Here is a 14,228-nt window from a genome sequence, read left to right as displayed (position 1 = left end):
CTGCCGGGAGATTTGCATGCCTCATGACATCGAGCGCCGCCCGCGCGGCGCATCGCCGCCTGACGCGCAACCCGGCTCCTACCGTTTGTTTCGGGCCAGTTTTGTCTGTGAGGCCCCTGCGTCCGCTTTGTTGACACCAACACAGATCGGCAGTGAAAAAACAAAGAGGACAAGGTGATGGCACTGGCATAACTGGCCCGAAACAAACGGTAGGAGCCGGGTTGCGCGTCAGGCGGCGCTCGATCTTGAGGGCGCCACAACAATCCAGGCATGCGCCTTGTAGCCATCCCCCAATCAAAAATCACCGGCGGTTAAGCAACGCCTCGCGCTGCGCAGGGTTCAACGCCTGCAACTTCAAGCGCAGCCCAGCCGCTTTTTCCAACTGCCCCGGCGCGCTCTCGCGTTCGCGCAGGGCGGCGGCCAGGGCCACCACGCTGGGGTGGTCGAAGACGATGCCCGGCGGCACTTCCAGTTGCAGGCCCTTGCGGATCGCCGCCACCAGTTTGATCACGGTCAACGAATGGCCGCCGGCCTCGAAGAAGTCGCTGTCGATGTCCAGGCTCTCGCGCCCCAGCAGTTCGGCCATGTGGCCGACCAGCAGGGTCTCCAGGGCGTCGCGCGGGGCGCGGCCACTGGCAAGGTCGGGCTGCACGGCGGGGAGTGCCTGGCGGTCGATCTTGCCGTTGGCCAGGCGCGGCAGGCTGGTCAGCCGCACGTAGCGCGCCGGGCGCATGGCGTCGGGCAGGCGCGCCTCCAGCTGCTGGCGCAGCGCGGCTTCGTCGCCCACCACGTAGGCCACCAGGCTGGCTTCGCCATCAGCATCGTGCAGCACTTTCACCGCGGCTTCCCCCAGGGCTTGCAGGGTGGCCTCGACCTCGCCCACTTCCACGCGGAAACCACGGATCTTCACCTGGCCGTCACCACGGCCACGCAGCTCCAGCGCGCCATCGTGGCGGCGCACGGCGCGGTCGCCAGTGCGGTACAGGCGCTGGCCGGGTTGCTCGGGGTCGGCAATGAACGACGATTCGTCGCCGCTCAGGTAACCCCGGCATAGCTGCGCGCCGCCCAGGTACAGCTCGCCGATGGCCCCCACCGGCACGCGGCGGCCCTCCTCGTCCAGCAGGGTGGCGACGTTGTTGGCCAGCACCCCGCCCAGCACCAGCGGGTCACCCGCCACTGCCTGGTAGAGCACGCCGACCGTGGCTTCGGTGGGGCCGTAATGGTTGAACAGGCGCGTGGCCGGCGACTGCGCTCGAATGCGTTCGGCCAGCGCTGGCGTGGTGGCTTCGCCGCCGAGGATGACCGTGGCCGGCAATGCCCCGCCCTGGTCATCGAGCAGGGCCGCCAGGTGCGACGGCACCATCTTCAGGCAGTCGATGCGCTGGGCCGCCAGGAACCGCGCGAAGGACGGCGCGTCCTGCATGTCCTCGGTGCTGGCGACCACCAGGCAAGCGCCCTGCTCGAAGGCGCCGAACAGGCAGGTGTTGCCCAGGTCGGCGGCCACCGTGGAGGTCAGTGCAAAGCGCTGGCAAGCGCGCAGGTCCAGGGCCTGGCTGACCGCCTGGACGTAGTTGTGCAACTGTTGATGCTCGATGACCACGCCCTTGGGCTGGCCGGTGGAGCCGGAGGTGAACAGCACGTAGGCAGCCTGGTGCGGCGTGGGCAGCGGCAGCGCTGCGGCCGTCGCTGGCAGCTCACCCCAGGCCTGCCACGACAGCTGGCGGTGGCCGGCCAGCGCCGCGTCGGCACCGATGACCAGCAGCGGCTTGGCGGCGTCGGCCAGTTGCTGGCGCCGGCCCTGCGGCCACTGCGGGTCCAGCGGCAGGTAGGCGGCGCCGCTGCGCATCACGGCCAAGGCGGCGATCACCAGCTCGGTGGAGCGTGGCAGCGCCAGGGCGACGATGGTCTCGGGGCCGGCGCCCTGGGCGTGCAAGGTGCTCGCCAGTTGTTCGATACGTTGCTCGAGCTGGCTGTAGGTGAGCACGCCATCGGCGCCTTGCAGCGCTGCGGCGTTGGGCGCCACCGCTGCCCAGTGGGCGATGCGCGCCAGGGGGCTGCCTTCGCCGAAGGTCTGCACCGGGCCGGGCAGGCGCGCGTCAGCCACCGTCGGCTCCAGCAGCCGCTCGATGCTCTGGTCGAGGCCATCGGGCAGGCGCTCCAGCAGTTGCAGGTACTGCTGCAACAGGCCGTGGGCGTCGCCGGGGCGGTAGTGCCGCAGGTCCGCCGACAGCCCCAGGCCGCTGACCTGGCCGTGGGCGTCCTGGTGCACCTGCAGGGCCAGTTCGAAGGGCGACGGCCGCGCGCCGAGCGCACGCCAGCCGGCCGGCACCGCGGCCTCGACGCTGAAACCGGCCCGCAAGCAGTCGCTGCGCAATTGCGCCGGGGCGTGTTCCTGCCAGCCGCGATGGCTGTCCAGCAACGCACTGCACTCGGCCAGCCAGCGCGCGAACGGCTGGCGGCTGTCGAGGCTCAGCGCCAGCGGCAGGGTCTTTTCGTAGACCCCGGTGCTGGCGGCGAAAAAGTCGTAGTCGGCGCGGCAGTCGTGCAGCCAGCCGCCCAGCAGCTGGCCCTGGCCGCCGATGCGTGCCAGCAGCGCCCACCAGGCCGCCTGCAACAGGCTGTCGACGGGCACCTGGCGGCTTTCAGCCAGGGCGTTGAGGCCATGCACCTGTTCGCTGCCCAAGGCGCTGAACGCCTGGTCCTGGCCGGCCTGGCCGTGCAGGCGGCGCAGGGGCAATTGCAGCGCCTGCCCGGCACCCGCCGCGCGCAGGTGCTCGGCCCAATAGGCTTGCCCGGCGGGGGCATCTTCGTCTTCAGCCATGGCCTGGCGCCATTCGACGAACTGGCCGAAATGGCCGCTCTCCTCGTCTTCGGCCAGCGCTTCTTCGACCATCAGCCGTGCCAGCAGGCGCAGGCTGCCGGCGTCAGCCACCAGGGCGCTGGCGCGCAGGCACAGGCGCCAGTCGTTGTCGGCCACGGCAAACAGCTGGGCGGCCACCACGTCGCCGCGGCTGAGGTCGAACGCCGGCGGTTCGCCGTGCAGCGCCGCCTGGGCGTCGGCCACGCCGCGCAGATCGGTGAACTGCCAGCGGCCGCTACCGGGCGCTTCCAGGGCCTGCTGGCGCAGGCCGCGGTAGCCGGGCTGCTGGCTGAAGCGGCAGTTCAGGCTCCACTGCCCGCGCACCGCGCGCTCGAAGCCCTGGCGCAGGGCCTGGGCGTCGACAGCGGCCGCAGTGCCCAGCCACAGCACCTGCGGCTCGCCACCGGCGTCCTGGGCAGCCCGCTGTTCCGGGCTCAGGGCCAGGTGTTCGAGTTCCATCACTTCGCTCATTGCACAGTCTCCAGGGGCGCTTGGGCCAGGGCGGCACGCTCTTGTTGCAGGCGTGCGCGGTCATACATGTCGCCCATGGCGACGACGATCTTGCGCGGCCCCTCGTAGGGGTCGCGGGCGTGGGCGGCGATCATGTTGTCGAGCATTACCACGTCACCCTGCTGCCAGTCGAAACGCACCGCGCATTCTTCGTACAGGCGGCCGAGCAACTCCATCACCTCGTCCTCGATGGGCGTACCGTCGCCGTAGTAGACGTTGCGCGGCATGCGCTCCAGGCCCAGCATGTCCAGCAGGTCGCTGCGCACGTCGGGTTCCAGGCAGAAGATGTGGTGCAACTGCACCTGGTTGAAGAACGAACGCTCACCGGTCAGCGGGTGGACGATCACCGCCGGGGCGCGGGTGCGGGTCTGCAGTTCGTCGTCGCCCAGCCAGCGGTAGTCGATGCCGCCGGCCTCGCAGCGCGCTTCCACTTCGGCGCGGTCAGCGGTCTTGAAGAAGTGCTGCCAGCTGACGTCGAGGTTCTGCAGGAAGGTGCGCACGTACAGCAGGCCGCGCTGTTCGAAGCGCTGGGCGACGTCGGCCGGCAGGCGCCGGTACAGCTCGCGGCAGTCGACGATGGGTGTGCAGCCACCGATGGCCGACGGCAGTTCGCAGAAGAACCACTGCTTGCGCGGCCAGCGGTCCAGGTGCGCGCTTTCGTTGTGATACAGGATCATCTGCCGCTCGGGGAACGGCGTGGAGCGGTAGGTGTTGCGCCCGCCCTCCTTCTTCGGCAGGTCGCCGTAGGCGCCGTAAAGGCCTGGCTGCAGGGCTTCGGCGAAGGCCTCGAAATCAGCCGGGGTAACCACGCCGAAGTTGCGCAGCACCAGGCCGCCGTGGCGGCGCAGCAGGGCCTCGACCTGGTCGCGGTGGGCGGCGGCCCAGGCCAGGGCGTCGAGGTCCGGGCTGGCCGGTTCGATCAGCAGCGGGAACACTTTGCCAGGCTCGATGGGCCGGGTCTTGATCAGCTCACGCGGGCCCTGGGGCCTGGCTGCCGGCTGCTTCATGAATTTTTTCAGTTTGTCGAGCTTGTTGCCCATGGCCGGCGCATCGCGGCCAACGGGGGTTTCGCTGCTGTCGTGCACGGTGAACTCCTCCAGCGGGGTGTGGGGCGAAGCAATCGCCAGGGCAATCAGTTGCAGCCAGGCCTGGGCCAGGCGCTGGATGCGAGCGGCGCTGAACAGGCCGCTGGCGTAGGCCCAGCGCACCCGCAGGCCGTCGCTTTCGGGCTCGAGGAACAGGCCCATGTCGAACTTGGAGCTGTGCTCCAGCGCTTCCAGGCGCTGGATGTGCAGGCCGTCGATGTCGAACTGGCCCTTGGGGGTGTTCTGCAGCACGAACAGCACCTGCACCAGCGGGTTGCGGCTGCGGTCGCGGGGCACGCCCACGGCTTCGACGATGCGGTCGAACGGCAGCTGCTGGTGCTCGAAGGTGGCCAGGGCGCTGTCACGGGCCTGGGCCAGCAGCGCCTCGAAGGTCATGCCTGGCACGGTGCGCGAGCGCAGCGGCAGGACGTTGACGAAGAAGCCGATCAGGCCCTCCAGCGCCTGCTGCTGGCGGCCGGCAAGGTCGGTGCCCAATAGCAGGTCGTCGGTGCCGGCCACCCGGTGCAGCAGCCACTGGAAGCTGGCCAGCAACCACATGAACGGCGTGACCCCGGCGCTGCGGCAGTGCGCCTCGATCTGCGCGTACTGCGCCGCGTCGATGCGCAGCAGATGCTCGGCACCGGCGGTGGAGGCCACGGCCGGGCGCGGGAAGTCGGTGGGCAGCGCCAGCACCTTCGGCGCCCCTTCCAGCCGCGCCTGCCAGAACCCGCGTTCGCGGCTGAAGGCGTCGCTGGCCAGCCAGCGTTGCTGGTGGATGGCAAAGTCCAGGTACTGCACCGGCAGCGGCGCCCACTGCGGCGCGCGCTGGGCGCCGAGGGCGCGGTAGGCCTCGGCGAATTCACGGATAAGGATGCCCACCGACCAGCCGTCACCGACGATGTGGTGCAGGCTGAACAGCAGCAGGTGCCGTTGCTCGCTTAGGCGCAGCAAGCGCGCGCGCAGCAGCGGCCCGGCCAGCAGGTCGAAGGGCTGCCGGGCGTCGTCCAGCGAGGCCTGGCGCGCCAGTTGCTCACGCTCGTCCACGGCCAGCATCGACAAGTCGGCGAACGGCACGTCGAGCGTGAGGGCGTCGAGCACCTGGGTGTGCGGGTCGCCGTTGTCGTCCTCGGGGTAGTGGCTGCGCAGCACTTCATGGCGCGCCACCAGCAGGTCGAGGGCGGCCACCAGCCGTTGACGGTCCAGCGGGCCGTCCAGTTGCAGGCGGCCGCTCATGTTGTAGGCGTCGGACTGGCCGCCGCTGAGGCGGTCCACCACCCACAGGCGCTGCTGGGCCAGGGACAGCGGCAGCACACCCTGGCGCGGCTCGGCGGCCAGCGCCGGCAGTGCAGGGGCAGTATCGCCGGCCAGCGCGGCGATGCGCGCGGCCAGCTGGTCCAGGCGCGGGGTGTCGAACACTTCGCGCAGCGCCAGGGCCACGTCGAACTGCTCGCGCACCCGCGCCACCAGCTGCGTGGCCAGCAGGGAATGCCCGCCCAGTTCGAAGAAGTGACCGTCGCGGCTCACGCCTTCCAGCCCCAGCAAGTCCTGCCACAGCTGCGCCAGGCGTTGCTCATGGGCCGTGATTGGTTGCTCGCTGCTGCGGCTGTGCAGCACCGGTGCCGGCAGCGCCTTGCTGTCGAGCTTGCCGTTGGCCGTCACCGGCAACGCCGCCAGCAGCTGCCAGTGCGCCGGTTGCATGTAGTCGGGCAGCCAGCGCGTCAGGTCGGCCTTGATCGCGTCCAACGTGGCGCCTTGCGCCAGCACCACGTAGGCCAGCAACTGGCCCGCGCCGAGGATCACCGCGCACTGCTGGACTGCCGCATGGGCGGCGATTTGCGCCTGCACTTCGGCCAGCTCGATACGGAAGCCGCGCACCTTGACCTGATGGTCCTGGCGGCCCAGGTACTCCAACTGCCCCTGGGCGTTCCAGCGCACGCGGTCGCCGCTGCGGTACAGGCGCGAGCCAGGGGCGCCGAAGGGGTTGGGCACGAAGCGCTCGGCGCTTTGCCCCGGCTGGCCCTGGTACCCCTGGGCCAGCCCTGCGCCGCCAATGTACAGCTCACCCACCACGCCCACTGGCAGCGGGTTGAGGTCGACGTCCAGCACGTGCACGCTGCTGCCGGCCAGCGGGCGCCCCAGGGGTGCCCGCGTGCTGACGTCCAGCACCGCGCCGGCCAGCACGCCGACGGTGGTTTCCGACGGCCCGTAGTGGTTGAAGATACGGCAGGCCGGGCGTGCCTGGGCAATGCGCTGCAGCAGCGCCGGCTCGCAGGCCTCACCGCCGAGAATCAGCGCATGCCAGGGCAGCGCCGCCGCCTCGTGGCCGGCCACCAGCAGGCTGTGCAAGTGGCTGGGGACAATTTTCAGCACGCCTACCCGGTGCTGGCTGAGGTAGTCGGCGAACAGTTGCGGGTCGCGGGCCTGGTCGTTGTCCAGCAGGTGCAGGGTGCGGCCGCTGCACAGTGCGCCGAACAGCACGGTGTGGCCAAGGTCGGCGGCCACGGTGGAGACCATGGCCATGCTCGCCTCGGGCGCCAGCGCCACGCGTTGCAGCAGACCTTGCACGTAATTGGCCAGGGCGCCGTGGCTGATGACCACGCCCTTGGGCCGGCCGGTGGAGCCTGAGGTGAAGATCAGGTAGGCCGGTTGCAGCCCGTGGCTGACAGGCTGCACCGCAGGCACGGGCTCGGTGGCGGCCAGCAGGTGATCGAGGCGAACCAGCGGCAGCGCCAGCTCGGGTTGCTCGGTGCAGGCCAGCACGCGGCGGGCCTGCAGGTCGGCGCAGATCTGCTGCAGCCGCCCGATCGGCGTCTGCGACTCCAGCGGCACATAGGCGCCACCGGCTTTCATCACCCCCAGCAGCCCTGCCACCAGCGCCGGGCTGCGGCCGCACACCAGCGGTACGCGCTCGCCGGGCTGGCAGCCTTGGGTCAGCAGCGCCTGGGCGACGCGGTTGGCGGCCTGGTCGAGCCAGGCGAAGGTGTAGGCCTGGCCGCCGTGCATCAGGGCGATGCTGGCGGGCTGCTCGCGCACCTGCTGGTCGAACAGCTGCAGCACCGACGCTTGCGGCTGCTGCAGTGCTTCACCCCACTGCGGTGGCGGTGCCTCGCCCTGCAACAGGTCGAGATCGGCCAGGCGCAGCGACGGCTGTGCCAGCACTTGGCTCAACACGGCCAAGTAGTGCTGTTGCAGACGCGCTACCGTGGCGCGCTCGAACACGTCGGCGCTGAAGCCCAGGCTGGCGAGAATCTCGCCGCTGCCGCGCTGTTCGGTGCTCAGGGTCAGGTCGAATTTCTGCGCACGGCGCTCGCGCTCCACCAGCACCATCTGCACCTGCTCATCCAGCCGCCGTGCGCCCAGCGCGCCCTGGCGCTGATGGTTGAACAGCACCTGGAACAACGGCGTGTGGCTGGCGCTGCGCTCGGGTTGCAGGGCGTCGACGAGCATTTCGAATGGCAGGTCCTGGTACTGCTGGGCCTCCACCGCCGTGGCCTGCACCTGGGCCAGCAAGGTGGCGAACGGCAGGGCGCCGCTGACCTCGCTGCGCAGCACCTGGGTGTTGACGAACAGCCCAACCAGCGGTTCCAGCTCGCTGCGGTTGCGCCCGGCCAGGGGCACGCCGACCTGGATCGCCGGCTGGCCGCTGTAGCGGTACAACAGCGCCTTGAACGCCGCCAGCAGCACGCTGAACACCGTGACCCGCGAGCGTTCGGCCAGTTGTTCCAGCTGCCGGGCCATGGCCGTGGGCAGGGCAAATTCGAGGCTGCCGCCGCGCTCGCTGCGCTGCGCCGGCCGTGGCCGGTCCAACGGCAACGCCAAGGGCGGATGCTCGTCGCCCAGGCGCTGCTTCCACCAGTTCAGTTGGCGGTCGCCCTCCCCCGACTCCAGCCAGTGCCGTTGCCACTGGGCGAAGTCGGCGTAGTACAACGCAGGCGCCGGCAGTTGCAGTGGCGTGCCCTGGCGCAGGGCCGGGTACAGCTGGGTCAGTTCCTGGATCAGCAGGTTGATGGACCAGCCATCGGCGACGATGTGGTGCACCGCCAGGGCCAGCACCTGCTCGCCCGCCGCCAGCTTGATCAGCGCGCCGCGCAGCAGGCAGTCGCGGGCCAGGTCGAAGGGCCGCGCGGCTTCGGCGTCGAGCAGTTGTTCAAGGCGTATCTCGCGCTCGCCCACCGGCAGCGCGCTGAGGTCCCAACGGGTCAACTGCAGCGGCGCCGGCGCCTGGACCTGCTGCACCGGCACCCCGGCTTCGGCCTGGATACGGCTGCGCAGCGGCTCGTGGCGGGCCAGCAACTGGTCCAGCGCCGCCTGCAACGCCGCCTCGTCCAGCGGCCCGGTGAGGCGCAGGGCGCCGGGGATCACATAGGCGGCGCTGGCGGGCTCCAGCTGTTGCAGGAACCACAGGCGCTGCTGCGCGAAGGACAGCGCCAGCGGCGCGTCACGGGGCACCCGTGGGATCGGCAGCTGGCGGAACAGGTCGATGCCCTTCTTCGCCATCACTGCCGCCAGCGCCTTGCGCTGGGCCAGGCTCAGGGTTTGCAACGATTCGAGCACCTTGTTCATGAGTCGCTCTTCTCGGCGGCCAGCAGGGCCAGCTCTTCCTCGGACAAACCTTGCAGGCTCTGCATCAGCGCCAGCACCTCATCGGCCAGGGCGTCCTGGTCGGGCAGCGCCTCGCCGGCGTCCAGGGCTGCGGCCAACGCTTGCAGGTCGGCGGCTTCGAACACCTGGCGCAGGTCCAGGCGCCGCTGGAATTGCACCTCGATACGCGAGGCCAGCTGCGTGGCCAGCAACGAATGACCGCCCAGCTCGAAGAAGTTGTCGTGCAGGCCCACCTGCTCGACGTTCAGCAGGCTCTGCCAGATGGCAGCCAGGGCCTGTTCGGTGGCGGTGCGGGGCGCCACGTAGGCCTGTTGCAACCAGGCGTTTTCGTCCAGGTGCAGGGCGCGCTGGTCGAGCTTGCCGTTGGCGGTCAGCGGCAGGCTGTCGAGCTGCTGCAACTGCGCCGGCACCATGTGCAGCGGCAGGCTGGCCTTGAGCTGCTGGCGCAGCTGCAACAGCGCCTGCGCAGCGTCGGGCCACGGCTCGGCGGCCACCACGAAGCCCACCAGGCGCTGTTCGCCCTGGGCGTCGGCACGCAGCAGCACGGCGGCGTCGCGCACCTGGGGCTGGTCGCGCAGGCGCGCCTCGATCTCGCCCAGTTCAATGCGGAAGCCGCGCAGTTTGACCTGGTGGTCGATACGCCCCAGGTACTGCACCTGGCCATCGGCGCTAAAGCTGGCAAGGTCGCCGGTGCGGTACATGCGCGCGCCCGGCGTGGCGCTGAAGGGGTCGGCCATGAAGCGTTCGGCGCTCAGGCCGGGGCGCTTCAGGTAGCCACGGGCCAGGCCCGCACCGCCGATATACAGCTCGCCCACCACGCCAGGCGGCACCGGTTGCAGGCTGGCGTCGAGGAAGTACCAGGCGAGGTCCGGCAGAGGCAGGCCGATGGGGCTGGCGCTGCTGCGCAGGTCGGCCTGGGTCAGCTCGCGGAAGGTCACGTGGACGGTGGTCTCGGTGATGCCGTACATGTTGATCAGCCGCGGCTGGCGGTCGCCGAAGCGCGCGAACCAGGGCTGCAGGCTGCTGACTTCCAGGGCTTCGCCACCGAAGATCACCGTGCGCAGCGCCGGCAGGCCTTCAGGGCTGGCCAGCAGCGGTACCATCAGTTGGCGGAACGCCGAGGGGGTCTGGTTGAGCACGGTCACGCCCTGCTCGCGCAGCAGCTCGGCGAAGGCCCGTGGCTCGCGGCTGACGTAGTACGGCACGACAACCAGCGTGCCGCCGTGCAGCAGCGCGCCGAAAATCTCCCACACCGAGAAGTCGAAGGCGTAGGAGTGGAACAGCGTCCACACGTCGCGATGGTCGAACGGCAGCACCGCCTCGCTGGCCTGGAACAGCCGCAGCACATTGGCGTGCTCGATCAGCACGCCCTTGGGCGAGCCGGTGGAACCGGAGGTGTAGATGCAGTAGGCCAGGTGCCGGGGGCCTGCCGCCACGGGCGGCGCGGTGTCGGGGTAGCCGTCGCTGGCGAAGCCCAGGCGCTGCACGCCGTCGACCACGGGCAGGCGCTGTTGCAGGTGGTCCTGGATCAGCAGCAGGGCGATGCCGCTGTCGGCCTGCATGTAGGCCAGGCGGTCGGCGGGGTAGTCCGGGTCCAGCGGCAGGTAGGCGCCGCCGGCCTTGAGAATCGCCAGTAGGCCGACGATCAGCTCCAGCGAGCGCTCGGCGGCCAGGCCCACCAGCACGTCGGGGCCAACGCCCTGCTCGCGCAGGCGCCAGGCCAGGCGGTTGGCGCGTTGGTCGAGCTCGGCGTAGGTCAGGTGCTGGTCGTCGAAGCGCACGGCTACCGCAACGGGATGGCGGCGGGCTTGTTCGGCGATCAGGCCATGCAGGCTCTGCGCGGGTTCGAAGGCCTGGGGCTGCGGGTTCCACTGCGCCAGCAGTTGCGCTTGTTCGTCCTCGCCCAGCAGCGGCAACTGCGCCAGCGGCTGTTCGGGTTGCGCCACCAGCTCCTGCAGCAGCGCGCGCCAATGCCGGGCCAACTGGGCGGCGGTGGCGGCGCTGAACAGGTCGAGGCGGTAGGTGAAGGACGCCGACAACTGCTCGGCGCGCTCCACGGTGTGCAGAATCAGGTCGAACTGGGTGGCCAGGGCTTCCTGGCCCAGGGCCTGCACCTGCAGGCCGTCGAACTGCACGTCGTCGTTGAGCCACTGGTGGTCGAACGCGACCTGGAACAGTGGGTGTTCGCCCGGCGTGCGCTGCGGTTGCAACGCTTCCACCAGCGCATCGAACGGCAGGTCCTGGTGGGCCTGGGCCTGCAAGGCGCGCTCGTGCACCTGGGCCAGCAGCGCGCTGAACGAGGGGTTGGCCGACAGGTCGGCGCGCAGCACCAGCAGGTTGACGAAGCAGCCGATCAGCGCCTGGGTGTGGGCCTGGTTGCGGTTGGCCACGGTGCAGCCGACGCGCACGTCGGGCTGCTGGCTGTAGCGGTGCAGCAGCACCTGGAAGCTGGCCAGCAGCACGGTCGGCAGCGTTACCCCATGGCGCTGCGCCAGGCGGCGCAAGGCCCAGGCCAGGGCAGGCTCCAGGGCGATGGCCAGTTCGGCGCCGGCCAGGCTTGGTTGCGCCGGGCGCGGCTGGTCAGTGGGCAGGGCCAGGCGCGGGTGTTCGTTACCCAACTCCGCCTGCCAGTACGCCAGTTGGCGCTGGGCCTCGCCGGCCGCCAGCCAATCGCGCTGCCAGGCGGCAAAGTCGCGGTATTGCACCGGTAGTGCCGGCAGCGTGACCGGGCGCTGTTGGCGCAGGGCGTTGTAGTGCTCGGCGAGTTCGGCCAGCAGCAGGTTCATCGACCAGCCGTCGGCGATGATGTGGTGCAGGGTGAGCGCCAGGCGCCAGCTGTCGGCGCCCAGCGTGGCCAGGCTGGCGCGCAGCAGCGGGCCCTGGCGCAGGTCGAACGGCTGGCGGGCGCTGCTGGCCTGGCCGTCGAGGGTCAGCGGCTCGATGGCCGTTTGCAGTGCCGGCAGGACCTGCTGGCGCACCTCGCCGCCCTCCTCGACGAAGCGGCTGCGCAGGCTTTCGTGGCGCGCTACCAGCTGGTCGAAGGCCTGCTGCAGCGCGGCCTGGTCCAGCGTGCCCTGCAGCTGCACGGCGCCGTGGATGTTGTAGGCGTGGCCTTCAGGGTCGAGCTGCCATTGCAGCCACATGCGCTGCTGGGCCGGCGACAGCTGGCCGGCGACGCCATCGCCGGCGCGGGCGGCCTGGGTGGTGGTGGCCAGGGGCTGGCGCTGCACCAGGGCGGCGAACTCGGCCAGGGTCGGTGCTTCGAACAGGTCGCGCAGGGCCACCTCGCGACCCTGTTCGTCGCGCAGGCGGGCGAGCATCTGCACGGCGGTGATGGAGTTGCCGCCCAGGGCGAAGAAGTTGTCCGCGGCGCCCGGCTCGATGCCCAGGCAGTCTGCCCACAACGGGGCAATCAGTTGCTCGCTGGCGGTCAGCGGGGCGCGGGCCTGGGCCTGCACCTGGCCTTGTTCGCCCAGGCGGTCGATGGCGTAGCTGTCGAGGCTGCCGTCCTGCAGCATGGCGCGGCAGGCGGAGCGTTGCAGCTTGCCGCTGGAGGTCTTGGGCAGCGCGCCGGGGTTGAGCAGCGCGACCACCGCCGGGGCTTCCTGGCAGACCTGGGCCACGGCCAGGCGGATGGCCTCGGCCAGGGCCTGGGCGCTGATCTTGTTCTGGGTGCCGCGGCCGATCTCGGCGGCCACGCCGATGGCCTCGCGGCCCTGGTGCTCGATGGCGAACACCCCTACCCGGCCCTGACGCACGGCGGCCACGTGGGTTTCCACGGCGCGTTCGAGGTCCTGGGGGTAGAGGTTCTGGCCACGCACGATGAGCATGTCTTTCAGCCGCCCGGTCACCCGCAACTGGCCCTGGACCAGGCTGCCCAGGTCACCGGTGCGCAGCCAGGCCTGGCCGTCAGCCTGCACGAAGGCCTGGGCGCTGGCCTCGGGGTTGCGCCAGTAGCCCTTGGCGATGCTCGGCCCGCTGGCCCAGATCTCGCCCACCTGGCCGTCGGCCAACGGCTGGCCGTGCTGCGGGTCGCAGATGCGCACGGCGTGCCCGGGCTGGGCGCTGCCGCAGTCCACCAGCGGCGAGCCCAGGCCCGCCTGCAAGCGGTTGTCGGCCAGCGCCTGGCTGTCGAATTCGTCCACGGCGATGCCCTGGCCACGTTGGCTGCCGGTGACGAACAGGGTCGCCTCGGCCAGGCCGTAGCAGGCGAAGTAGGCGCGATCCTGGAAGCCGCAGGGAGCGAAGCGCTGGGCGAAGCCTTGCAGGGTCTCGCGGCGGATGGGCTCGGAGCCCGAGTACGCCAACTGCCAGTGGCGCAGGTCGAGCTGCGCCAGCGCCGCGTCGGCGACGCGCTCGGTGCACAGGCGGTAGGCGAAGTCCGGGCCGCCGCTGAGGGTGCCCTGGTAGCGGGTCATGGCCTGCAGCCAGCGCACCGGGCGCTCGAGAAAGTGCCGCGGCGACATCAGCACGCAGGGCACGCCGCTGTAGATGGGCTGCAGCAGGCCGCCGATCAGGCCCATGTCGTGGTACAGCGGCAGCCAGCTGACCAGGGTGTCCTGGGCGTTGATGCCGAAGCCGTGGGCGATCAGGCGCTCGTTGGCCACCAGGTTGCCGTGGCTGACCTGCACGCCCTTGGGCCGCGAGGTGGAGCCGGAGGTGTATTGCAGGAAGGCGATGTCATCGGCGGCCAGCCGCGGCATCTGCCAGTCGGCGGCCATGCTCGTTTCCACCTGGTCCACGGCCAGCACCTGGACCTTGCCGGCGAAACTGTCGCCCAGCAGGCCGGCCACCGTGGAGTCGGTGAGGATGACCTTGGGCTGGGCGTCTTCGATGATCGATTGCAGACGCTGCAAGTGCTGCGAGCGGGTGGATTCCGGCGGGTAGGCCGGCACCGCGATGACCCCGGCGTGCAGGCAGCCGTAGAAGCTGGCCACGTAGTCCAGGCCACTGGGGAACAGCAGCACCGCGCGCTCGCCGGCCCCCGCCTGCTGGCGCAGCCACACGGCGATGGCCTGGGCCCGCTGTGCCAGCTGCCGGTAACTGAGCGCCTCGAAGGCCTCCTCACCGTCCACCAGGAAGCGCAGCGCTTCGCGGTCCGGCGTTGCGGCCGCGCGTTGCTGCAAGGATTCCACCAACGAGCTTGCGAAGCGCTCGGTCATTTCGATCAC

General features: G+C 70.6%; 3 protein-coding genes. All 3 read right to left on the bottom strand.

Features of this window, described 5'->3' with window-relative positions:
- Positions 1-301: 301 nt before the first annotated feature.
- From ACWKWX_RS17550 to ACWKWX_RS17540, 3 genes are read right to left on the bottom strand one after another with little or no spacing between them, the layout of a single operon-like run.
- Positions 302-3,331 carry a non-ribosomal peptide synthetase gene (locus ACWKWX_RS17550; RefSeq protein WP_483828459.1) on the bottom strand — a complete coding sequence of 1,010 codons (3,030 nt, stop codon included), beginning with the start codon at positions 3,329-3,331 and terminating at the stop codon, positions 302-304.
- On the bottom strand, positions 3,328-9,018 hold the full coding sequence (locus ACWKWX_RS17545) for an amino acid adenylation domain-containing protein (RefSeq protein ID WP_483828458.1): 5,691 nt from the start codon (positions 9,016-9,018) through the stop codon (positions 3,328-3,330). The genes ACWKWX_RS17550 and ACWKWX_RS17545 overlap by 4 nt, the downstream gene beginning before the upstream one ends.
- Positions 9,015-14,219 (bottom strand): amino acid adenylation domain-containing protein, encoded by a 5,205-nt coding sequence (locus tag ACWKWX_RS17540; protein ID WP_483828457.1) that lies wholly within the window; start codon positions 14,217-14,219, stop codon positions 9,015-9,017. The genes ACWKWX_RS17545 and ACWKWX_RS17540 overlap by 4 nt, the downstream gene beginning before the upstream one ends.
- Positions 14,220-14,228 lie beyond the last annotated feature (9 nt).

The sequence above is a fragment of the Pseudomonas imperatae genome (assembly GCF_057128625.1).
The sequence above is the reverse complement of the archived record's forward strand: the minus strand, read 5'-3'. Positions and strand labels throughout refer to the sequence as shown.

Bases quoted from the DNA above. Each gene is read 5' to 3' on its own strand.
- ACWKWX_RS17550 (WP_483828459.1), bottom strand. From the start codon at position 3,331: ATGAGCGAAGTGATGGAACTCGAACACCTGGCCCTGAGCCCGGAACAG.
- ACWKWX_RS17545 (WP_483828458.1), bottom strand. From the start codon at position 9,018: ATGAACAAGGTGCTCGAATCGTTGCAAACCCTGAGCCTGGCCCAGCGC.
- ACWKWX_RS17540 (WP_483828457.1), bottom strand. From the start codon at position 14,219: ATGACCGAGCGCTTCGCAAGCTCGTTGGTGGAATCCTTGCAGCAACGC.